Annotated in this window: 20 protein-coding genes; 12 read left to right on the top strand and 8 right to left on the bottom strand. The window is 69.5% G+C overall.

What is annotated here, in order from left to right; translation table 11 throughout:
• Positions 1-48 precede the first annotated feature (48 nt).
• From ABZ382_RS18350 to ABZ382_RS18310, 9 genes are all read left to right on the top strand, one after another.
• Entirely contained in the window at positions 49-1419 is a 1371-nt protein-coding gene (locus tag ABZ382_RS18350) for a folylpolyglutamate synthase/dihydrofolate synthase family protein (protein ID WP_357090727.1), read from the top strand.
• A complete protein-coding gene (locus ABZ382_RS18345; RefSeq protein ID WP_357090208.1) occupies positions 1416-1820 on the top strand; it encodes a DUF4233 domain-containing protein in 405 nt (134 codons plus the stop codon). Before ABZ382_RS18350 ends, ABZ382_RS18345 begins: the two co-directional genes overlap by 4 nt.
• Before the next feature lie 84 nt (positions 1821-1904).
• A complete protein-coding gene (gene ndk, locus ABZ382_RS18340) occupies positions 1905-2321 on the top strand; it encodes a nucleoside-diphosphate kinase (protein ID WP_357090206.1) in 417 nt (138 codons plus the stop codon).
• A 558-nt stretch (positions 2322-2879) separates the two neighbouring features.
• Positions 2880-5903 carry a translation initiation factor IF-2 N-terminal domain-containing protein gene (locus tag ABZ382_RS18335; RefSeq protein ID WP_357090725.1) on the top strand — a complete coding sequence of 1008 codons (3024 nt, stop codon included), beginning with the start codon at positions 2880-2882 and terminating at the stop codon, positions 5901-5903.
• Positions 5904-6452: 549 nt separating this feature from the next.
• The gene (gene rplU, locus ABZ382_RS18330) at positions 6453-6764 is read left to right on the top strand and encodes a 50S ribosomal protein L21 (protein WP_357090204.1); all 312 of its coding nucleotides are present in this window, start codon (positions 6453-6455) and stop codon (positions 6762-6764) included.
• 40 nt (positions 6765-6804) lie between these two features.
• Positions 6805-7071, top strand: coding sequence for a 50S ribosomal protein L27 (gene rpmA / locus ABZ382_RS18325; RefSeq protein ID WP_040806195.1), 267 nt, complete (start codon positions 6805-6807; stop codon positions 7069-7071).
• Between the two features lie 158 nt (positions 7072-7229).
• Positions 7230-8684: a GTPase ObgE gene (obgE, locus tag ABZ382_RS18320; RefSeq protein ID WP_357090203.1), complete on the top strand. Its 1455-nt coding sequence runs from the start codon at positions 7230-7232 to the stop codon at positions 8682-8684.
• Between the two features lie 184 nt (positions 8685-8868).
• On the top strand, positions 8869-9948 hold the full coding sequence (gene proB, locus ABZ382_RS18315; protein WP_357090723.1) for a glutamate 5-kinase: 1080 nt from the start codon (positions 8869-8871) through the stop codon (positions 9946-9948).
• A 284-nt stretch (positions 9949-10232) separates the two neighbouring features.
• A complete protein-coding gene (locus ABZ382_RS18310) occupies positions 10233-10724 on the top strand; it encodes a DUF4254 domain-containing protein (protein WP_357090201.1) in 492 nt (163 codons plus the stop codon).
• 90 nt (positions 10725-10814) lie between these two features.
• On the opposite strand, the gene ABZ382_RS18305 is transcribed toward ABZ382_RS18310, so the two are convergent.
• Positions 10815-11915 (bottom strand): methyltransferase, encoded by a 1101-nt coding sequence (locus ABZ382_RS18305; RefSeq protein WP_357090199.1) that lies wholly within the window; start codon positions 11913-11915, stop codon positions 10815-10817.
• 148 nt (positions 11916-12063) lie between these two features.
• The gene (locus ABZ382_RS18300) at positions 12064-12903 is read right to left on the bottom strand and encodes an NAD(P)H-binding protein (RefSeq protein ID WP_357090197.1); all 840 of its coding nucleotides are present in this window, start codon (positions 12901-12903) and stop codon (positions 12064-12066) included.
• Between the two features lie 92 nt (positions 12904-12995).
• Between ABZ382_RS18300 and ABZ382_RS18295 the strand changes: the two genes are divergently transcribed.
• Positions 12996-13481 (top strand): MarR family winged helix-turn-helix transcriptional regulator, encoded by a 486-nt coding sequence (locus ABZ382_RS18295; protein ID WP_357090195.1) that lies wholly within the window; start codon positions 12996-12998, stop codon positions 13479-13481.
• Between the two features lie 5 nt (positions 13482-13486).
• On the opposite strand, the gene ABZ382_RS18290 is transcribed toward ABZ382_RS18295, so the two are convergent.
• Both ABZ382_RS18290 and ABZ382_RS18285 read right to left on the bottom strand, forming a co-directional pair.
• Positions 13487-13666 (bottom strand): hypothetical protein, encoded by a 180-nt coding sequence (locus ABZ382_RS18290; RefSeq protein ID WP_357090193.1) that lies wholly within the window; start codon positions 13664-13666, stop codon positions 13487-13489.
• Between the two features lie 37 nt (positions 13667-13703).
• Positions 13704-15821: a RecQ family ATP-dependent DNA helicase gene (locus ABZ382_RS18285; RefSeq protein ID WP_357090191.1), complete on the bottom strand. Its 2118-nt coding sequence runs from the start codon at positions 15819-15821 to the stop codon at positions 13704-13706.
• A gap of 472 nt (positions 15822-16293) precedes the next feature.
• Between ABZ382_RS18285 and ABZ382_RS18280 the strand changes: the two genes are divergently transcribed.
• Positions 16294-16773: a hypothetical protein gene (locus ABZ382_RS18280; RefSeq protein WP_357090189.1), complete on the top strand. Its 480-nt coding sequence runs from the start codon at positions 16294-16296 to the stop codon at positions 16771-16773.
• Between the two features lie 7 nt (positions 16774-16780).
• Here ABZ382_RS18280 and ABZ382_RS18275 read toward each other — a convergent pair whose 3' ends face one another.
• From ABZ382_RS18275 to ABZ382_RS18260, 4 genes are all read right to left on the bottom strand, one after another.
• Positions 16781-18004: an RtcB family protein gene (locus tag ABZ382_RS18275; RefSeq protein WP_357090187.1), complete on the bottom strand. Its 1224-nt coding sequence runs from the start codon at positions 18002-18004 to the stop codon at positions 16781-16783.
• Positions 18005-18078: 74 nt separating this feature from the next.
• Positions 18079-19302 carry a glutamate ABC transporter substrate-binding protein gene (locus tag ABZ382_RS18270; RefSeq protein ID WP_357090185.1) on the bottom strand — a complete coding sequence of 408 codons (1224 nt, stop codon included), beginning with the start codon at positions 19300-19302 and terminating at the stop codon, positions 18079-18081.
• A gap of 171 nt (positions 19303-19473) precedes the next feature.
• Positions 19474-20661 (bottom strand): alpha-hydroxyketone-type quorum-sensing autoinducer synthase, encoded by a 1188-nt coding sequence (cqsA, locus tag ABZ382_RS18265; RefSeq protein WP_357090183.1) that lies wholly within the window; start codon positions 20659-20661, stop codon positions 19474-19476.
• 143 nt (positions 20662-20804) lie between these two features.
• Positions 20805-21362 (bottom strand): TetR/AcrR family transcriptional regulator, encoded by a 558-nt coding sequence (locus ABZ382_RS18260; protein WP_357090181.1) that lies wholly within the window; start codon positions 21360-21362, stop codon positions 20805-20807.
• An 84-nt stretch (positions 21363-21446) separates the two neighbouring features.
• Between ABZ382_RS18260 and ABZ382_RS18255 the strand changes: the two genes are divergently transcribed.
• The gene (locus tag ABZ382_RS18255; protein ID WP_357090179.1) at positions 21447-21869 is read left to right on the top strand and encodes a nuclear transport factor 2 family protein; all 423 of its coding nucleotides are present in this window, start codon (positions 21447-21449) and stop codon (positions 21867-21869) included.
• Positions 21870-21873 lie beyond the last annotated feature (4 nt).

Here is a 21873-nt window from a genome sequence, read left to right as displayed (position 1 = left end):
GCGGAGGGCCCGCTGTCCCACGGCACCTCGCCGGTGGATCTCGCCGAGATGGCGCTGGTCGAGGCCGAACTCGACCAGCGCTGGCCGGAGACCAAGATCGAGCCGTCGCTGTCCCGGATCGCGACGCTGATGGACCTGCTGGGCTCGCCCCAGCAGTCCTATCCGGCCATCCACATCGCCGGCACCAACGGCAAGACCTCGGTCACCCGGATGATCGACTCGCTGCTCACCGCGCTGCACCGGCGCACCGGGCGGATCACCAGCCCGCACCTGCAGCTGGCCACCGAGCGCATCGCGATCGACAACGCGCCCATCACGCCGGGTCGCTACGTCGAGACGTACCGGGAGCTGCTGCCGTACATCGAGATGATCGACGCGCAGTCCAAAGCCGCGGGCGGCCCGGCCATGTCGAAGTTCGAGGTGCTCACCGGAATGGCCTACGCGGCCTTCGCCGAAGCGCCGGTGGACGTGGCCGTGGTGGAGACCGGACTGGGCGGCCGCTGGGACGCCACCAATGTGATCGACGGTCAGGTCGCCGTCATCACCCCCATCGGCCTCGACCACACCGAATACCTCGGCCCGGACCTCACCTCCATCGCGGGGGAGAAGGCCGGGATCATCAAGAAGGCCGCCGAGGACGAACTGTCGCCACGCGACACCGTCGCCGTCATCGCCCAGCAGGAACCCGAGGTCATGGACGTCCTGCTGCGCCGGGCCGTCGAGGTCGACGCCGCGGTGGCGCGCGAAGGCTCGGAGTTCCAGGTGCTGTCGCGCCGGATCGCCATCGGCGGGCAGATGCTCGAATTGCAGGGCCTCGGCGGCGTGTACGACGAGATCTTCCTGCCCATGCACGGCGAGCACCAGGCCCGCAACGCGGTGCTCGCCCTGGCCGCGGTCGAGGCGTTCTTCGGCGCGGGCGCGTCCCGTCAGCTCGACATCGATGCCGTGCGAGCCGGATTCGGAAGCTGCGTCAGCCCCGGCCGGATGGAGCGCATGCGCAGCGCGCCCACCATCTTCATCGACGCCGCCCACAACCCGCACGGCGCCAAGGCGCTGGCCGCGACCCTCACCAGCGAATTCGACTTCCGCAAACTGGTCGGCGTGATCGCGGTACTGGGCGACAAGGACGCGGGCGGCATCCTCGACGCCCTGGAACCGGTCTTCGACGAGATCGTCGTCACCGAGAACGGCTCCCCGCGCGCCCTGCCCGTCGACGACCTGGCCAACCTCGCGGTCCAGCGCTTCGGCGACGAACGCGTGGCCGTCGCCCACGACCTGGCCGACGCCATCGAAACCGCCATCGCCCTCGCCGAAGGCGGGGAGGACGGCGAACTGGTCTCGGGCGCGGGCATAGTCATCACCGGCTCGGTCGTCACCGCCGGGTCCGCCCGCAGCCTGTTCGGAAAGGATCCCGCATGAGCGACGCCACCCCCGAGGTCCCGCCCCCCGCCGCCGACCCGTGGAAGGGCCTGCGCGGCGTCATGGCCGGGACCCTGGTCCTGGAGGCCATCACCGTGCTGCTCGCGCTGCCGGTGATCAGCGCGGTCGGCGGCGGCCTGCGCTGGTGGTCGGTGCTCTACGTGGTGGGCCTGGCCGTGGTCATGTTCCTGGGCGCGGGCGTGCAGCGCCGCTCCTGGGCCATCCCGTTCAACCTGGCCCTGCAGGTGGCGCTGCTGCTGGGCGGCTTCATCCACATCTCGATCCTGGTGATCGGTGTGGTGTTCGTCGCCGTGTGGGTCTTCGTGCTGTTCCTGCGCTCGGACGTGAAGAAGCGCATGGAGGCGGGAACCCTGCCCAGCCAGCGCATGTCGGGGGCCTGAAATACCGCCCGGAATCGGACAGGCCGGGACATCAGCCCCGGCCTGCGTTTTTCCTGCCGAGCAAGCGACGGTTAGGCTTCACGGGTGACTGAGCAGACCTTGGTACTCATCAAGCCCGACGGCGTGGCCCGTGGCCTCGTCGGGGAGATCATCACCCGCATCGAGCGCAAGGGCCTGAAGCTCGCGGCCATGAAGCTCGTGAACGTCTCCGAGGAAGTGGCTGTCGTCCACTACGCCGAGCACGCCGAGCGTCCGTTCTTCGGTTCCCTGATCGAGTTCATCACCTCCGGCCCGGTCGTCGCGGCCGTGCTCGAGGGTGAGCGCGCCATCGCCGCCTTCCGCCAGATCGCCGGCGGCACCGACCCGGTCGAGAAGGCCGTCCCGGGCAGCATCCGCGGCGACTACGCCCTCGAGACTCAGTTCAACCTCGTGCACGGCTCGGACTCGCCGGAGTCCGCCAAGCGCGAGATCGACATCTGGTTCCCCGGGTTCGCGCACTGATCTTCCGGGAGCGTTTGCTCCCGCTTCCTCTTCGGCCGGGTCCGGGGCCACGCCCCCGGACCTGCCACCCAGCGGCCGCTCGTGAGACTCGCGAGGCCGCTCCGGGCCGCGTGGGCACGACGCCCCGGCACGGTGTGGGATACTGGCTCTGGAAGTGACCGACGCCGGCCGTTTGCGGCAGGCATCGTTCACCTCCGATTGACACCGCGGAGCGACGGACGATCATCGCTGCCGCCGACGGCTCCAAGACTCGGCCGCCGGGCAGGCACGCTGGATGAACGCTCGTGACACGGAGTTGAGCCAACCAACCAGGCGCCACGTGAACTGTTAGCCCGAACGACGAGATACCGGTGATAACGGGCCACGCGGCGCGAAGACTTACGATCTCGCGCCTCCGGGTGTGAGGCCAACAAGACAGCGCCCCCGCGTCGGCCGCGTCGCTCCTCGGAGGAACGCGCCCGGGGGCCCCGAGGAGATTTCGTGGCCGATCAAGAGCCGCAGGACGCATCGCAGGTGAACGGTGAAGGGGGCGCTCAGATCACCCCGGCTGCCGGACAATTGCCGGAACGGATCCGAGTGCACGCACTGGCGAAGCTGCTGGGCACCACCAGCAAACGTATTCTGGCCCACCTGACCGAGATGGGCGCGCAGGCGAGAAGCCCGCAATCCAGCCTGGACCGGACCGTCGCCGAGACCGTGCGCGACGCCTTCGGACCGCGTGATGTCGAGGCCGCCCCCGCCGGGCCCGAGCCGATCGCCGAGACCACCGTCGACGCCGCCATCGCCGCGGACGACGACCGGGCCGCCGACGAACTGGCCGCCGAGGAAGTGGAGGCCGCGGAGGCCGCCGCCCCGGCCGCCGGCGCGCAGTCCACCCTGTTCGCCAGCCCCTTCCTGAGCGAGGCGCAGGCCGAGGAACAGGTCCAGTACCAGCCGTCCGCCGTCGTCGCGGCGCCGCTGTTCCTGTCGCCGGACGCCACCGCGGTCGAGGAGACCCGCCGCAAGCGCCGTGAGCGCAAGCCGCGCGCCGAGGAGCCGGTCGCCGAGGAGTCGGTGACCGAGGCGACCGCGGTGACCGAGGACACCGCCGCCGAGGACGCCGAGGACGAGGGCGACTGGGACGCCGATCAGGATCGTGAGCAGCGTGAGGGCACCTCGCGCCGCCGTCGCCGGGGCCGTCGCGGCCGCGGCCGGGGCCGGGGCGAGCAGCACGGTGACGCCGACGGCGAGGACGGCGAGGAGTCCGAGACCGAGGACGAGTCGGCCGAATCCGCCGAGACCGACACCGCCGACGAGGATGACGACGCGGGCGTGCCCGAGGGCTCGAGCAGCCGCCGTCGCCGTCGCCGTCGCCGCCGCAAGGGCGGGGACGACAACGAGCCCGAGGTCTCCGACGACGATCCGCCGAACACGGTCGTGCACGAGCGCGAGCCGCGCAGCAAGCGCCGCGCCCAGGTCGACGAGGTGCAGGGCATCAGCGGTTCGACCCGCCTGGAGGCCAAGCGCCAGCGCCGCCGCGACGGTCGCGAGGCCGGCCGCCGCCGCCCGCCGATCCTGACCGAGTCGGAGTTCCTGGCCCGCCGCGAGGCGGTGGACCGGGTGATGGTGGTGCGCGAGAAGCACTTCGCCGACCACCCGACCTCCACCACCCAGGTGGCGGTGCTCGAGGACAACATCCTGGTCGAGCATTTCGTGACCTCCACGGGCTCGGCGTCCATGGTCGGCAATGTGTACCTGGGCAAGGTGCAGAACGTGCTGCCGTCGATGGAGGCCGCCTTCGTCGACATCGGCCGCGGTCGCAACGGCGTCCTGTACGCGGGCGAGGTGAACTGGGAGGCCGCCGGTCTGGGCGGCAAGGAGCGCAAGATCGAGCAGGCGCTCAAGCCCGGTGACACCGTGCTGGTGCAGGTGTCGAAGGATCCGGTGGGCCACAAGGGCGCTCGCCTGACCACGCAGATCAGCCTGGCCGGTCGCTTCCTGGTGTACGTGCCGGGCGGTTCGTCGACCGGTATCTCGCGCAAGCTGCCCGACACCGAGCGCAAGCGGCTCAAGGAGATCCTGCGCGACATCGTGCCGCAGGACGCCGGCGTGATCATCCGCACCGCTTCCGAGGGCGTCTCCGAGCCGGAGCTGGCCCGCGACGTGGAGCGGCTGCAGGCGACCTGGCGCACCATCGAGGAGCAGTCCAAGCAGGGCTCCGGCGCGCCGAAGACCCTGTACGAGGAGCCGGACCTGCTGGTCAAGGTGGTCCGCGACCTGTTCAATGAGGACTTCTCGAAGCTGGTCATCGAGGGCGAGCGCGCCTGGACCACGGTCGAGAACTACGTCCGCACGGTCGCTCCGGACATGCTGGCCCGCGTCGAGCGCTACGACAACAGCGCGGTGGACGTCTTCGGCAGCCTGCGCATCGACGAGCAGCTGGCCAAGGCGCTCGACCGCAAGGTGTGGCTGCCCTCGGGCGGCACCCTGGTGATCGACCGCACCGAGGCGATGACCGTGGTCGACGTCAACACCGGCAAGTTCACCGGCGCGGGCGGGTCCAACCTCGAGGAGACGGTGACCCGCAACAACCTGGAGGCGGCCGAGGAGATCGTGCGCCAGATGCGGTTGCGCGACATCGGCGGCATGATCGTGGTCGACTTCATCGACATGGTCCTGGAGTCCAACCGGGATCTGGTGCTGCGCCGCCTCACCGAGGCGCTGGGCCGCGACCGCACCCGTCACCAGGTCTCCGAGGTCACCTCGCTGGGCCTGGTCCAGATGACCCGCAAGAAGCTGGGCACCGGCCTGGTCGAGGCGTTCTCCACCACCTGTGAGACCTGCCACGGCCGCGGCATCCTGGTGCACAACTACCCGGTCGAGTCCTCGGCTCCGGCGGGGGACAGCGGCGAGGGCGTGAGCCGTCGCGAGGGGTCGCGTCGTCGTCGCAAGGACCGCAACGCGGCCGCCGCCGAGGCCGCCCCGGCCGTCGAGCCGGTGGCCGAGGAACCGGCCGAGAAGCACGAGGACGAGGCGGAGAAGGCCGAGAAGGCCGCCACCAAGCGGGCCCACCCGGTCGCACTGGCCATGGCCGCGCACACCGACCACCCCGACGAGGACGGCGTCGCCGAGGGCGCGCCGCTCACCAACGGCGCCGCCGCGGCGGCGATGACCGAGGTCGCCGCCCTGGACGCGTCGGCGGAGGCCGCCGAGCTGGTGGAGGAGGCACAGGCCGCGTCCGGTGCGCAGGCCGCCGAGTCCGCGCCCGCCGTGGACACCGTGGTGGTCGAGTCCGAGCCGGAAGCGATCGAATCGCCGATCGCCGAGGCGCACGCGGCCGTCGCGGCGATCGCCGCCCTGGAGGCCGCCGCGGCCGAGCCGGTCGCCTCGGGTCGTCGTCCCGCCCGTCGCCGGGTGGCGCGCACGGCGTCGGCCCCGGCCACCGACAGCAAGGGCGCGGTGTTCGTGCTCTCCAGCGGTGATCAGGCCGACAAGCCGGGCTTCAACCTCGACGACCTGGCTCCGGCCGTGGTGCCGCCGCGGGCTCGCCCGCGTCGCCGGTCCGCGGGCCGTCCCGCCGGTGCGCCGGAGGGCGAGAACTAGCCGGTCAGCGTGAGATGAGCTGTGGCCCCGCCGGATTCCGGCGGGGCCACAGCTTTTCCCCGGGGTGATGAACGCCATTCACGGATCGCTCACGGTCCGGCCATGTCGGGCGCACAGGCTCCGGGCGTCCGATCACGACTGAAGAAGGAAATACCATGGGTTCCGCAGCCGACTTCCTGAGCGATGTGCTCGTGCAGACCATCACCAAGCTGCTCTCCGCCGGCAGCAGCAGCGTCAGCGCCAAGTAATCGCGCTGTCGGTCAGGATGGCCCGCCGGTCGCACCCGGCGGGCTTTCGTGTTTTCGGCCGGGGCGGCCCGGTTTGGTCGGGGTCAGGCCTGTCCTGTAGTCTTGGTCAGTCGCTGCCCCCTGCGACGGCACTCTGTTGTGACTAGTGCTGTGAGTGGGCCCGGTTCGGTTCGCAGAACCACTGGCCCGAGGCGGCGGTGAATACCCCAGACCAGTCTGCGGCGGTCCCCGGTGTGAATCGGATGACCGGCCGTGTGAGCATAGTGCCGAGCACTTGTAAAGAAAGAAGGGCAGCCGACCGATGGCAACGTACGCAATCGTCAAGACCGGCGGAAAGCAGTACAAGGTCGCGGTCGGTGACCTGGTGAAGGTCGAGAAGATCGAGGGTGAGCCGGGCACTGCGGTGTCGCTGGCGCCGGTGCTCGTCGTTGACGGCTCCGAGCTGACCTCCGATGCTGACAAGCTGGCGAAGGTTTCCGTGTCCGCCGAGGTCGTCGAACAGACCAAGGGCCCGAAGATCCGCATCCACAAGTTCAAGAACAAGACCGGCTACCACAAGCGTCAGGGCCACCGTCAGAAGCTGACGGTCCTGAAGGTCACCGGCATCAAGTAATCCGACTTGGGGTTCGTCACCCCTGCACGAGGAGTTAGTCATGGCACATAAAAAGGGTGCATCCAGCTCGCGCAATGGTCGCGATTCGAATGCCCAGCGGCTCGGTGTGAAGCGCTTCGGCGGTCAGACCGTCAAGGCCGGCGAGATCCTGGTCCGCCAGCGCGGCACGCACTTCCACCCCGGCGTCAACGTCGGCCGTGGCGGCGACGACACGCTGTTCGCTCTCGAGGCGGGCGCGGTGCAGTTCGGCACCAAGCGTGGTCGCAAGACCGTCAACATCGTGGTGCCGGAGCCGGTGAACGCCTGACCGGCGCACCGGAGTTCGCTCCACTAGCTTTTCGAAGCGGGTCAGGGTTTGTTGTAACCCTGGCCCGCTTTGCTGTTTCAGCCCCGCTTCCGGCATTCCTGCCGAGGCCCGGGGCGTCACATCCAGTCGACAAGTCCTGAAGGAGGATGATCACCGATATGTCCAAATTCATCGACCGTGTCGAGCTGCACGTGCGCGCGGGCAAGGGTGGGCACGGCTGCGCTTCGGTGCGCCGGGAGAAGTTCATGCCGTTGGGTGGTCCCGATGGCGGCAATGGCGGCAATGGCGGGGACGTGATCCTCGAGGTCGACCCGAACGTGCACACGCTGCTGGACTTCCATTTCCACCCGCATGCCAAGGGCGGCAACGGCAAGCCCGGTGAGGGCAGCAACCGCAATGGCAAGCAGGGCGAGGGGCTGCTGCTGAAGGTGCCGGACGGCACCGTGGTGACGGGCCTCGACGGCGAGGTGCTCGCGGACCTGACCGGTGCGGGCACCCAGTATGTGGCGGCGCGCGGCGGTCGCGGCGGGCTGGGCAATGCGGCGCTGGTGTCCAAGGCGCGCAAGGCGCCCGGTTTCGCGCTGCTCGGCGAGGACGGCCAGGAGCGCGATGTCGTTCTGGAGCTGAAGTCGGTCGCCGATGTCGGTCTCGTGGGTTTCCCGTCGGCCGGTAAGTCGTCGCTGGTGTCGGTGCTCTCGGCGGCCAAGCCGAAGATCGCGGACTACCCGTTCACCACGCTCGTGCCGAACCTCGGTGTGGTGCTCGCGGGTGACACCACCTTCACCGTGGCCGATGTGCCCGGTCTGATTCCGGGTGCGAGCGAGGGCCGCGGTCTGGGCCTGGACTTCCTGCGGCATCTGGAGCGTTGCGCGGTGCTGGCCCACGTGGTGGACTGCGCCACGCTGGAACCCGGCCGTGATCCGGTGTCGGATGTGGACGCGCTCGAGGCCGAGCTGGCCGCGTATCAGCCCGCGCTGGCCGGTGACACCGGTCTGGGTGATCTGGCCGATCGCCCGCGCGTGGTGATTCTCAACAAGGCCGACATCCCCGATGCCGACGAGCTGGCCGAGTTCGTGCTGCCGGAATTCGAGAAGCGCGGCTGGCCGGTGTTCAAGATCTCGGCGGTGAGCCGGGAAGGCCTGCGCCCGTTGACCTTCGCGCTGGCCGAGATGGTCGCCGAGTACCGCACCGCGCATCCGAAGGCGGAGCCGAAGCGCGCGATCATCCGCCCGGTCGTCAAGGGCGACAGCGGTTTCCGCGTGATTCGCGATCCCGAGGTCGAGGGCGGCTTCATCGTGGTGGGCGAGCGCCCCGAGCGGTGGGTGCGCCAGACCCAGTTCGACAACGACGAGGCCGTGGGTTACCTGGCGGACCGCCTGGCTCGCCTCGGTGTCGAGGACGAGCTGGTCAAGCTGGGTGCGGAGCCCGGCGCTTCGGTGACCATCGCGGACTACTGCTTCGATTGGGAGCCTTCGATCTCCGCGGGCGTGGAGACCTTGATGACCCGCCGCGGCGTGGACCCGCGTCTGGATCAGACCGAGCGCATCGGCGCGGCCGAGCGCAAGCACGCCTCGCGTGTGCGCCGTGGTCTGGTCACCGACGACGACGAGTAATACAGTGTCGCGCGGCCGTTCGCGAGGAGGCGAGCGGCCGGTGCGGACGGACAATGAATTCGGGTGCGACGGTGCGTGGGTATCGCGGGCGAATTGAGGTGTGGTGCAAGTGAGTTCGAGTGGCGCACAGGCCAAGGGAGCGGCGGAGCTCGGCGCTGACGGGCTCAGTGCCGCGCGGCGGGCCATCGCGTCCGCGCGCAGCGTCGTGGTGAAGATCGGGTCGTCGGCGCTGACCAGTCTGGAAGGCGGTCTGGACACCGGTCGCCTGGATCAGCTGGCCGACGCGGTCGAGGGCCGCATGCGCGCGGGTTCGGACCTGGTGGTGGTGTCCTCGGGCGCCATCGGCGCGGGCATGGCCCCGCTCGGATTGTCCAAGCGGCCCAAGGATCTCGCCACCAAGCAGGCCGCCGCGAGTGTCGGTCAGCTGGCGCTGGCGCACGCGTGGGGGACCTCGTTCGCCCGCTACGACCGGGTGGTCGGGCAGGTGTTGTTGAGCGCGGGCGACTTCGGTCGCCGCGAGCCGCACCGCAATGCGCAGCGGACCCTGGACCGGCTGCGGTCGCTGCACGCCATCGCCGTGGTGAACGAGAACGATACTGTCGCAACCGAAGAGATCCGGTTCGGCGACAACGACCGGCTCGCGGCGCTGGTCGCGCATCTGGTGGGCGCGGACGCGCTGATCCTGCTGTCGGATGTGGACGGCCTCTACGACGGTGATCCGCGCAAGGGTTCGGCGAACTTCATTCCCGAGGTGCGCAGCAGCGCGGATCTGGACGGTGTGATCGCCGGTTCGGGTGGTGCGCTGGGTACCGGTGGTATGGCGTCGAAGCTCTCCGCCGCGCGCCTGGCCGCCGATGCCGGCGTGCCCGTCTTGCTGGCAGCCGCGTCGGACGCGGCGGCGGCGTTGTCGGGTGCGACGGTGGGTACGGCCTTCGCGGCGCGCCCGGTTCGGTTGTCGGCCCGCAAGTTCTGGGTCCGGCACGCCGCCGACGCGCGGGGCGCGGTGCATCTGGACGCGGGCGCGGTGGCGGCCGTGGCCGAGCGTCGCCATTCCCTGCTGGCCGCGGGGATCACCGAGGTGACGGGTCACTTCTTCGGTGGTGACGTGATCGATCTGATCGCGCCGGACGGCGGGCTGGTCGCTCGTGGCGTGGCGGCCTACGACAGCGATGAGTTGCAGACGATGAAGGGCCGTTCCACGGCCGTGCTGCCCGACAGCATGCAGCGTCCGGTGGTGCACGCCGACGACCTGGTGAAGGTTTAGTCGAGCGTCGGTTACGGGCGAATTGCGCTGGGGGAGAGGGCAAGTAACCGTACAGACTGGGCGGTCGTTCTCCTATTGCAGGGGCAGTGGGAGGGCGGGGGAAGGGCGGTGGGCGGGACCGGCGATCGGTTCATGCTGGAAGTGCACCCGGTGCCGCATCGAGATGTGCCCTTCGCCGATAGCGGTTGCCCGGATCCGGCGCGGTCCGCCCTTGCCGCGCCGGGCTCGCGGTCCGGTGGCCGCCCGCGGCTCCGGGTGCGCCCGCAGCGCCCGTGGAGGTAGGTATGTACGTACCCCAACCTGATAGCACCCAGTTGTGGCGGGCGAGCGGTCGTGACACCAGATACGACGACCCGCCGCTACCCGACTGGCACGAGCTGCTGGCCGCGTTCTGCGGTCACATCGGGGATCAGCCCGAGGACCACCCGGTCACCCGCTGGTCCCGCGCGCTGGCCGAACTGCATCTGCAGCGACGCCGGGTCCACTCCGGCGACGTGGGCGGAATCGACGAGCTACGCGCTCAGCTGGTGACGTTCATCGACGAGTGGGTGGCGAGCCGAGCGCTGCGGAGGGGTGCAGCGCGGGCCGAATCCCTGGGGGCCGTGGTGGATGCGATGGCGGCCGCGCACGTGCGCGCCGTGCATCTGCTCCGAACGGCCGAGAACGTGTCGGACGAACAAGTGCACGCCGCCTGGTTCCTGCTGGCGCAGATGGCGGACGGCTGGACCGATCGGGCCGCAGGGGTTGTCGGCCCGCGGATCCGCCGTACCGCCTGAAACGCCGGTGACGCCATGGGAACCGGGCGGTAGGAGGTAGCCCGCGGTGGGCGTGTGGATTGCGCCGCACACGCCCCGCGGGCGCCTCGTTCAGACCGTCGGTCGAGCCTCGATGACACAGTCCGGGGCGGCGGTCGTGGTGACCCCGGTGAGCACGAAACCGCTGCGGGACAACAGGTTTCCGAATTCGTTCTGGGTCCGTTCCCGGCCGCCGCGGGTCTGGATCAGCATCTCCAGGTCGATGACCTTGCCCGGATGCGGGCGGTGGTGCTCGGGCATCACCATCTCGATGATCAGCAGCCGCGCTTCGGATTCCATGGCGGTGCGCACGGTGCGCAGGATGCGCTCGGCGTCGGCGTCGTTCCAGTCGTGGACGATGTGCTTGAGCAGATAGGCGTCCGCGCCCTTGGGCACGACGTCGAAGAAGCTGCCGGGTTCGACGGTGAGGCGGCCGGTGAGCCCGGGGCCCAGCAACTGCTCCTCGAGGCCCTCGGCCACCCGCGGCAGGTCGAACACGGTGCCGCGCATGGACGGATGGCGTTGCAGGATGTCGACGAGCAGGCTGCCCCGGCCGCCGCCGACGTCCACGATCGAGCCGAAGCGGCCGAAGTCGAAGGCCGCCTGCAACGGTTCGGTGGAGAGGCTGCCGATGCTGGTCATGGCCCGGTCGAAGACCTGCCCGACCTCGGGGTGCTGCTCGGCGAACTCGAAGAACTCCATGCCCTCCAGCTCCGGCCACAGCGACCCGCCGGCGCGGACCGAGGTGGCGAGATGCGTCCAATGCTTGCGATGCAGTTCGGAGCCGAAGAAGACGAACAGATCGCGCAGGGAGACGTCGGCCTCGGTGCGCAGCCCCTGCGAGATGCCGGTCAGCTGGAAGGTCCCGTCGCGGCGCTGGTCGAACACGCCCCAGCTGACCAGCAGGCGTAGCAGTCGGCGCAGCGCGTCCTCGTCCACGTTCAGGGTGCGCGCCAGCTCGGCGGCCGGTTTGGGGCCATCGGCCAGCGCGTCGGCGATGCCCAGCTCGGCCGCCGCGCAGATGGCCTGCGAGACGTATCCGGCCGTCCCCAATTCCAAGAGGGCGATGTGGCCGGGGACCAGCCGCCGGTGTAGGACGGCCAGGCTGTCGCGCAGCCAGGTGACGGCGCGCAGGAGCGGCAACGGTGGAATCTTGGGTGATGCGGACGCCATGCTGAACTCCCCGGGATCGTTCGGCGACTGCGGGATTCGTCCGATCCTACGCGCCGGGCCCCCGATGGTCGGCAGATTCCGCGACTCACCGGCAACCCGCGCGAGGTCACCGGAACCAGCTCGGCGTGGCGCGGGGCGCACCCAGTCGTCAGGAGGTGGTGAAGGCGGGCGCGTTCTCCCGGGCCCACTGTTCGAAGGTCCGGGCGGGGATGCCGAGCAGGGTCTCGGTGGTGTCGGCCGGGGCTTCGGGCGTGTCGGTGGTGATGGCCCAGATGTTCAGCAGGGCGCTCACGATGTAGGGCGGCATGGTGCGCGACATCTGTGCCTCGGCCTCGGCCGGGGTGATGGTGGTGATCGGGATGTCGCGGCCGAGGGCCGCGGCGAGGTGACCGATCTGCGCGCGGAAGCTGATCGCCTCCGGTCCGGTGAGAGTGACTGTGCGGCCCCGCAATTCGCCGCCGGTGAGGGCGGCGACCGCGATGTCGGCGATATCGAGGGGATGGATCATGGCCAGCGCGGCGTCGGGGTACGCGTGCTCGATCGGCGTGCCGGACGAGACCGCGGCGATCCAGCCGAAGGCATTGCTGTCGAAGCCGCCGGGGCGCAGCACGGTGGTGGCGAGATCCGCTGCGGCGAGGGCGTTCTCGACGGCGAGGTGGCTCGCGCCGATGGGGTTGTCGGCGGCGTTCGGATCGTTGACCGCGGAGGAGGACAGCAGGACGACGTGCTCCACCCCGGCGGCCGCGGCGGCCCGCGCGAAGGTGTCCGCGGCGGCGGGGTTGGCGTAGAGGAAGACCTGGCGCACGTCTTTCAGTGCGGCGGTGAGGCTTTCGAGATCGTCGGGCAGGGCGACGGCGTCGATCCCCGCGGGGAGGTCGAGGGCCGAGGGGGCCTTGCTGGCCGCGCGGACCGGGAGACCGCGGGTGTGCAGGGAGGTGAGGACGGCGCGGCCGATCTGGCCGCGAGCGCCGGTGACGAGAATGGTCATGAAATGCATGCTGTCATGCACACAGTTGCTAGTCAACACATATGTTCTAGGATGCACGCAGATGCCGACATGCATGCAGATACGATGTGGGGATGACGACGGACGACCGCACCCCCGACGAGCTGCTGGATGCCATCGGCCCGGCCTTCGGCAAGCTCCGCCGCGGCGTCCTGCAGCAGGTCGAGAACCCGATCAGCGCCAAGGACTCCACCCGCGCCCTGGTGCTGGGCCTGGTCCTGGGCTGCGGGCAGGACGAACCGGGGGAGATGACCGTCGGCGGTATCGCCGCGGCCATGTGCGTGGACCCGTCGGTGGCGAGTCGCATGGTCACCGACAACATCAAGGCGGGCTACCTGCTGCGCGTCCCCTCGCAGCTGGACGGCCGACGCGCCGTCCTCGAACTCAGCCCCGAGGGCCTGGAGTTCATGACCCGCTTCCGTGGACAGCAGCGCGCCGCCTTCGAATACATCACGGCCGAGTGGCCGGAACAGGACCGCCTCGACTTCGCGCGACTCATGCTGCGCTACGTCGACGCCATCGAGAACCTCGAGAACCGGCGGCCCACCCCCGACGCCTGAGCGGGTCAGGGCCCGGCGGTGCCCCCGTAGGTGGCGGCCTTGCCGTCCGGGTCGTGGTCCGAGCCGAAGTCGACGGCCGAATGCTCCCGGTCGACCTCCTCGATCCACTGCGCCGGCTCGGGCGGCAGCCGGCGCCAGCGCGCCCGCGGATCGTTGGCCTCGTCGCCGCTGTTCCCCGTACTCATGCTCTCTCCCTTCCCTGTTCGACGGTACGCCCGAAGGTCAGGAAGGGGTGGCCAACGCGAAGGGAAGGATCGCGTCGGCACCGGCGGCGCGGAGCTGGCGGGCGGCCATGGTGAAGGTCCAGCCGGTGTCGGTGAGGGCGTCGACCAGCAGGATGGGGCCGTCGACGGCGGTGAGATCCGGTGTCTCCCAGGCATTGTGGAGGGCGGCGACCCGGTGGGCGGAATTGGCGGCGGAGACCGGCGGCAGGTCGGGGCGCAGCGTGAGGACGCCCAGATCCTGGAGGCGGCCGATCTCGGCGAGGCGGGCGGCCAGGGAGCGGGTCAGCAGGGGGCGGGCGCCGGAGTCGAGGGCCAGGACGGCGGTCGGGCGCTGGGCCCAACCCCATTCGCGCAGCACGATGGTGCAGGCGCGGAAGACCTCGTCGGGGACGGCGGCGTCGGGACCGTCGAGGAGCGGGCGTAGCCGCTGGCCCCAGCCGAGATTGCTGAGGCGACCCAGGACGCGACCGGTCTCGGGGCCGTCGGTGATCTTGCCGGACAAGGGGATTCCGAGTTTGGCCAGGCCGGTGGGCCACTGCTTGCGGGGCGCCAGGTCGATGCCGGGGCGGTCCAGGCGGGTGCGGATGTCGGCCAGGTCGGAGTCGTCGACCGCCGTGTCCTGGGTGGCTCCGGTGCAGTTGTCGCAGCGCCCGCAGTGGGTGCCGAGCACCAGGCCCGGGTCGTCGAGTTGGCTGCGCAGGAACGTCATCCGGCACTGGCTGGTCGACTGGTAGTCGATCATGGCCTGCTGCTCGGCCTCCCGCGCGACGCTCAGGCGCTCGTAGCGTTCGGTGTCGTAGACCCAGGGTTCGCCGGTGCCGAGCCAGCCGCCGCGCACCCGGCGCACCGCGCCGTCCACGTCCAGCACCTTGAGCACCATCTCCAGGCGTGAGCGATTGAGCTCCACCAGCGGTTCCAATGCCGCGGTCGACAGCGGCCGCTCGGTGTCGAGGGCGGCCAGCACCGAGCGCACGATGTGCTCGCGCGGGAAGGCCACCGAGGCGAAGTAGCTCCAGATCTGGCGGTCCTCGTGACCGGGCAGCAGCACCACCTCGGCGCGTTCGGTGCCGCGGCCCGCGCGGCCCACCTGCTGGTAGTAGGAGATGGGGGAGGAGGGCGCGCCCAGGTGCACCACGAAGCCGAGATCGGGCTTGTCGAAACCCATTCCGAGGGCGGAGGTCGCGATGAGCGCCTTCACCTCGTTGTTCAGCAGCGCGGCCTCGAGCGCCTCGCGTTCGGTGGGGTCGGTCTGCCCGGTGTAGGCGGCGACGTGGTGCCCGTGCGAGTTCAGCACGTCGGCGAGGTCGTGGGCCGCGGCCACGGTGAGCGCGTAGACGATGCCCGAGCCGGGCAGTTCGTGCAGTCGTTTGCTGAGCCAGGCCGTGCGCCGCACCGCGTCCGGAATCGTCACCACCGACAGATGCAGTGATTCCCGGTCCAGGCTGCCGCGCAGCACCAGGGTGTCGGTGCCGATCTGGGTGGCCACATCGGTGACCACCCGGTCGTTGGCGGTGGCCGTGGTGGCCAGCACCGGCACCGCCGAGCCGAGATCGGCGATGAGCGTGCGGATCCGGCGGTAATCCGGCCGGAAGTCGTGCCCCCAGTCCGATACACAGTGCGCCTCGTCGATCACCACCAGTCCGGCGTCGGCGGCCAGCTTGGGCAGCACCGAATCCCGGAAGTCCGGATTGTTCAACCGCTCCGGGCTGACCAGCAGCACGTCGACGTCACCGGCGGCCACCCGCGCGTGGATCTCGTCCCATTCGGTGACATTGCCCGAATTGATGGTCGCCGCCACGACTCCCGCGCGCTCGGCCGACGACACCTGGTTGCGCATCAGCGCCAGCAGCGGCGACACGATCACCGTCGGCCCCCGCCCCTGGGCCCGCAGCAGCTTCGCGGAGATGAAGTAGACGGCGGATTTACCCCACCCGGTGCGCTGCACCACCAGCGCCCGCCGCCGGTGCACCACCAGCGCCTCGATCGCGACCCACTGGTCCTCCCGGAGCCGCGCGGCGGGCCCGGCCAGCTCCCGCAGCAGCCGTTCCGCGTCCTCGCGCAGATCGGTGGACACGGGGGCGGTGGGGGAGGAGTCGGTCGAGGTCACGCGCTCCATCGTGCCTCACCGCACCGACACCGCGGCGCCGCCGCCCGGATGTCCGGCGAACTTCGGACCCCCGCGCGGTCGGTTATCCGGTGCCGGAGTGGGCCGCGATCAGGGTGTCGACCAGGCGATCGAGCGGCAGCCACGGAAGCTCGGCCGGTCCTGGCACAGCGTGATGAGGCCGTGCATCCCCGCCCACAGGCATTGCGCGGCGGCCTCGGGATCCGGCGCCCCGGCGGTGGCCGCGATGTCGATCAGCAGCCGAACCGTGGGGAGTCCCGGGAGCCGGCCGGTGGTGCGTTTCCACCCGGGCGTCCCGGCGGCGCCGAACGTGGCCGCCCTCCCGAGCGGGCATTGCGCGCGTGAGACAACCGTTGGAACCCGCCTCGATTGCGGTGCCGTCAAGATCGGGCGGAATCCGCTGTGCGGACGGACAATAGGGTTCCGGGCACGAAGGCGTCCGGGGGCGCGCAGGGAGACGTACATGCCGGAGAAGTTTCCGTCGCCCGCGGGGTGGACTCCGCCCGGGGCGCAGTTCCGTAGCAGCAGCACGGTGTCGCGGACGGTGGCCGGCACCCTGGCGGGGTTGCTGATCACCCCCGTCGGGATCGCGCTGGCCGCCCGCGGCGCGGCCGGGACCAGACAGTGGGCGATCCTGGGGGACTTCGCGGACCGGGTCGGTTCGACCTTCCAGATCCTGCTGGCCGCAGCGCTTTTCCTGGTGGTGGCGGCGCTGGCCGCCTACTCCCCGGCGGGCACCGTCGTGGCGGGGCTGGTGTGGGGAGTGTTGCCCGGGATCATCCACTTCATCTTCCCGGACGACACCTTCCGACTGATCGGCGATCTACCCCTGTCGGACGAGATGCATGTCGCGCTCTACCAGTGGTTGCAGACCGGATTCCCGCTCATCGTGGGCATCCTGCTGGTGGGTGCGGGTGCAGCGGCGACGTTCCGCCGCCGCTGACCCGTTCTCACCCCTTCACGCACAGCACCTGCCGCAGCGTGGCGACCACGTCCACCAGATCCGCCTGGGCCGCGATGACCTGGTCGATGTCCTTGTACGCCGCGGGGATCTCGTCGATCACCCCGGCGTCCTTGCGGGACTCGACGCCCTCGGTCTGCTTCACCAGGTCGGCCACGGTGAACTGCTTCTTGGCCGCGTTGCGGCTCATCCGCCGTCCCGCCCCGTGTGAGGCGGACTGGAACGAGGCCGGATTCCCCTTGCCCCGAACCACATACGACCGCGTTCCCATGGAACCGGGAATCAGCGCGAGGTCGCCCGCGCCGGCCCGGACCGCACCCTTGCGGGTGACCAGCATCGGAATTCCGTCGATGATCTCCTCCGCCACATAGTTGTGGTGGCAGGAGATGGGCTCGTCGAAACGCACTGCCAGCCCGTCGAATTCATCGCGCACGGCCTTGCAGACCAGTGCCAGGATGACGGCCCGGTTGCGGGCCGCGTACTCCTGGGCCCAGGTCAGGTCGCGCCGGTAGGCGTCCATTTCCGGCGTGCCGGAGAGGAATACCGACAGGTCGCGGTGCGGCAGGTCCTGGTTGTGCGGCAGGTCGCGGGCGACGGCCATGTGCCGCTGCGCGATCTCGTTGCCGATATTGCGGCTTCCGGAGTGCAGCAGGATCCACACCCGGTCCTCGGTGTCGACGCACAGTTCCTGGAAGTGGTTGCCGCCGCCGAGGGTTCCCATCTGGTTGTGGGCCTTCGCTTCCCGGGGTCGCACGATCGGATCCAGGGTGTCGAAGCCCTTCCAGAACCGCTCCCAGCCCGCGCGCATGGTGGTGCCCGCGGCGCGCTGGCCGAAGACCTCGGCGTTCAGGCGGTTCACGTCGACGGGTTCGCGGTGCGCCGCGAAGCCGACCGGCAGCGCCGCCTCGATGCGGGAGCGCAGCGAGTGCAGGTTGTCGGGCAGGTCGGACGCGGTGAGCGAGGTGAGCACCGCTTCCATACCGCACCCGATGTCCACACCGACGGCCGCGGGGGCGACCGCGTCCCGCATGGCGATGACCGATCCGACTGTCGCGCCCTTGCCCAGGTGCACGTCCGGCATCACGCGGACGCCGTACACCCATTTCAGTTGCGAGATATCGCGCAGCTGCTGAAGCGCGGCCGCGCCGACCTCGTGCTCGTGGGCCCACATGAGCGTCTGCGCTCGGGTACCGCGCAGCTCGACGGGAAACATCGGACAGTCCTTTCGATCGACTGCCTTTCACGGTAGGTCCACCGCCCGTCCCGGCGCACCGCATTATTTCGCGGTCAGGGTTCGACGAAGTCGGCGGTGAGGCTGCACAGCTTCCAGGAGCCCTCGCGCCGGACCATGGCGCCGGTGTAGTCGACGTCCTTGAAGTAGTGCCGGTATTTCTCGGGCACATTGGTGAACGTCTCGTGGAATGCGAAGGTAGCGGAGTCGGCGCCGGATTGGGTGACGCCGGTGACGGTATTGGTGTAACCGGCATTGCGTATTTCCGGGCCCAGGGTTTTGTCGTATTGGGGGGTGTATTGGAAAACAATTTCGTCGATGGCGTCGGCGTTCTCGGGGCAGACCAGGGAGCGGAATCCTTCCCAGTCGCGGGCATTGGAGGTGGCGGCGACGGCTTTGGCGGCTTTCACCAATTCCGGGTCGAGGGTGGTGGGGTCGCCGGGTTCGACAGTGCGGTCGGGGGCGTTGAATACCGCGGGCGCGGGCAGCGGTTTGTAACTGGTCGCGGTGAGGTGCTTTTCCAGTGCGCGCCGCCAGCTGCCGTCGTCGATCATCATCCGAATGATCGAGGTGATGCGGCCCTGCAATTCGATGTCGCCCTTGCGGACTCCGACGCCGTAGCGTTCGCGGGTGAACCGGTGGCCGGACAGCCGCAGCGTGCCGGGGTGCTCCTCGGCGTAGCCGGCGAGGATGACGTCGTCGGTGGTGACGGCGTCGACGGTGCCGCTGATCAGGTCGGCCACGCACTGCGGGTAGCTGTCCCGGGTGGTGAGGCGGACGAAGCGGGCGAAGCTGCGGCGGATCTTGTCGGCGGCGGTGGAGCCCTCGGCGGTGCAGACGGTGCGGCCGTCGAGGTCCTCGGGCTGGTCGATGGCGCGTTCGCTCTGTCGCACCAGCAGGTCCTGGCCGGCCAGCAGGTAAGGCCCGGCGAAGGAGACCAGCTGCTGTCGGGCGGCGGTGATGGAGTACGAGGCGACGACGAAGTCGACGGTGCCGGAGCTCAGGAGGGTTTCGCGTTGGTCGGTGCGGGCCTCGCGCCAGGTGATGTGCTCGGGCGTGACGCCCAGCTTCCCGGCGATATAGGTCGCGACGTCGACGTCGAACCCGCGTGGTCTGCCGTCGACGCCCTCGACCGAGAGTCCGGGTTGATCGAATTTGATGCCGATGGTGAGCGTCCGCGGGGGCGGCGGTGGCGGCGCGTCGTCGGGTTTCGGGCTATTGCCGCAGGCTGCCAGGGCTAGACAGGCAGTGAGGGCGACGGCGCGGATCGCACGCTTCATCGAATCTGATCTCCCGTTGTCAACTCCGGCGGCAATTGGTCAGCACATGGAGCATCCAAGCATCAGAGTCGGGAAAACACGCGGACATTGCGGAACCATGGGCGCGATTCACCCATGGTTCAGTTTATTCCGCAATATTTCAGCGACCATTGCTTCGTGATTGCGAGCGGATCAGGACGCGCGGGGCAGGCGAGCGGGCGGCCGGGCGCCGAAGGTGTCGCGGACCGCCTGGCAAGCCGTCAGGATCCGGTCGACGTCCTGATCGGTCAGCGCCGCGTGCAGCGAGAACCGTACGAGCGCCCGATCCCGGGAGGTGGCGGGTGCGCAGAAGACCGAACCGAACACGCCGTATTCCTCGAGCAGATCCCGGACCGCCATGGTGCGATCGGGCGGTCCGCCGAGGACCGGAACGATATGGCTGTCGCAGCTCTCCAGGTCGAATCCCATCTGCCGCAAGGCATCCCGAACGGTTCGAGAGACGTTCCGCAGTCGCAGTCGCCGCTTGTCGGCGTCACGAATGACCGAGAGCGCGGCGGTGAGTCCGGCGATATCGTGCGGTTGCAGCGTGGAGGAGAAGATGGCGGGGAAGGACTCCATCTTGAAGTACTCGGCGAATCGCCGGTCGGGAGCGGTGATGAATCCGGCGCGGCCCGCGAACGCCTTGGACAGGCTGGCGGTCCGGAAATGCACACGGTCGCCGAGGTTCTCGTCGGCGACCGCACCCGCGCCGTCCGGTCCGTCGATGCCGAGCGAGTGGGATTCGTCGACGACCAGCACGCTTCCGGAGTCCGCCGCGATGGCGCACAGCGCGACCAGGGGCGCGCGACTGCCGTTGGTGGAGTACAGCGAGTCCACCGCGATGACACCCGGCCCATGGTCGGCGATCAGCGTGTTCAGGTGATCGATGTCGTTGTGATGGAACGGATGAATCGGCGCACCCGCCAGTTTCGCCCCGTGCCAGAGCGACATGTGCGCGAGATAGTCGACGTAGAACGGCGTCTCGGAAGTGCAGATTGCCTGTAGCAGACCGATATTGGCTTCCCATCCGGATTGACACAGCACTCCGGCCGGCGCGTCCATGAGGGCCGCGAGGTCGTTCTCCAGCCGCAGCTGCGGATGTTCGTCGTGCAGGAAGACGCCGGAGGCGAGTTTGGTGTCTGCGGTGAGCGCGTCACTCATGGGCTCGGTGAGTCGTGGATCGCCGGTGAGGGCCAGATAGTCGTTGCTGTCGATCTGCACTGCTCCGGGCGGCTTCCGCCGGCCGTGCAACATGTGCCGTCCGCCCCATTCCTCGTTCCAGCGGACGGAGTAGAAGCGGTCCACCCGTCTGCTGACGTGCGGGGGAAGGTTCGCGAGCATCAAGCCTCCTAGATCGGCTGGCTACTTCTCGGCGTACCTTCCGAATGGAAGCACTCGTGTTGGGCGTTTGGCCAGGATGTGTACTGGCCAGTGCATGTCCCGCATAGCGATCGAAGACAAGGCTGTCCGCGCGTAATCGCAGGTCAGCGGTTTGTGCGCAAGCCATCCGCGATCACGGCGAAGGTGCGCTCACGCAATCCGGGTGCGGCTCCGGCTTCGTGGACGGCGAGGAATACGCCCTTGATGATGGTCAGCAGATCGTCGACGCTGATCTCGGGCCGGACGGCCCCGGCGTCCTGGGCGCGGGAAAGCAACATCCCCAGCGCCTCTTTCAGGTCGTGCGACACCGTGCGCGGATATTCGCCGCCGCCGGAGCGCAGCGCGTCTGCCAGATCCCGTTTGACCCCGCCCTCGAGCACCATCATCGCCAGGAACTCGAAGAACACCGCGCCGGGATCCTCGGCCGCGGTCAGTTCGCGCGCGTACGCGGTGATCTTCTCGACCTGATCCAGGATGGCGGCCTCGAAAAGCGCTTCCTTGGTGGGGAAGTGGCGGTACACGGTGCCCGCCCCGACGCCCGCCCGCCGCGCGATCTCGTCGAGCGGCACCGAGATGCCCTCGGCGGCAAAGGCTTCCTGGGCCGCGGCCAGGACCCGCTCGCGATTGCGGCGGGCGTCGGCGCGCAGGGGTCTGTCCGTCACGTCCGACAGCCTACCCAGCCGTTGACAAGCGGGGCGCACGCCCCGATTATTAAGCGGGTCCAACGTTCCGTTTAGGAGACACTCATGACAACTTCCGTGGAAACCCCTCGTGACCTTGTGATTCGACTCTTCGACGCCTTGCCCGCACGCGATGCGGACCGGTTCGCGGCCTTGCTCGCTCCGGATGTCGTGTTCGAGATGCCGTTCCTCATTCCGGGCGAGCCGTCCCGGATCGAGGGCCGCGAGCAGATTCGCGCGTACCTCGCGCAGCGCTGGTCGGGCATGTCCGGCATCGAGATTCACGCCATTCGCCCGGTCATCCACGAGACCGCCGATCCGAACACCCTCATCACCGAGATCGACGTCGACGTCACCCGTCCCGGAACCGGGCGGGCCTGGGCGCGGACGTCGGTCAATGTGATCCGAGTCGAGAACGGCCAGGTCACGCTGTTCCGCGACTACATGGACACCGGCCGGATCGTGGCCATGCGGGCGATGTGGGAGTGATGTG

Source organism: Nocardia sp. NPDC005825, assembly GCF_040630175.1.
GTDB lineage: Bacteria > Actinomycetota > Actinomycetes > Mycobacteriales > Mycobacteriaceae > Nocardia.
This window is presented reverse-complemented; position numbering and strand designations above follow the sequence as displayed.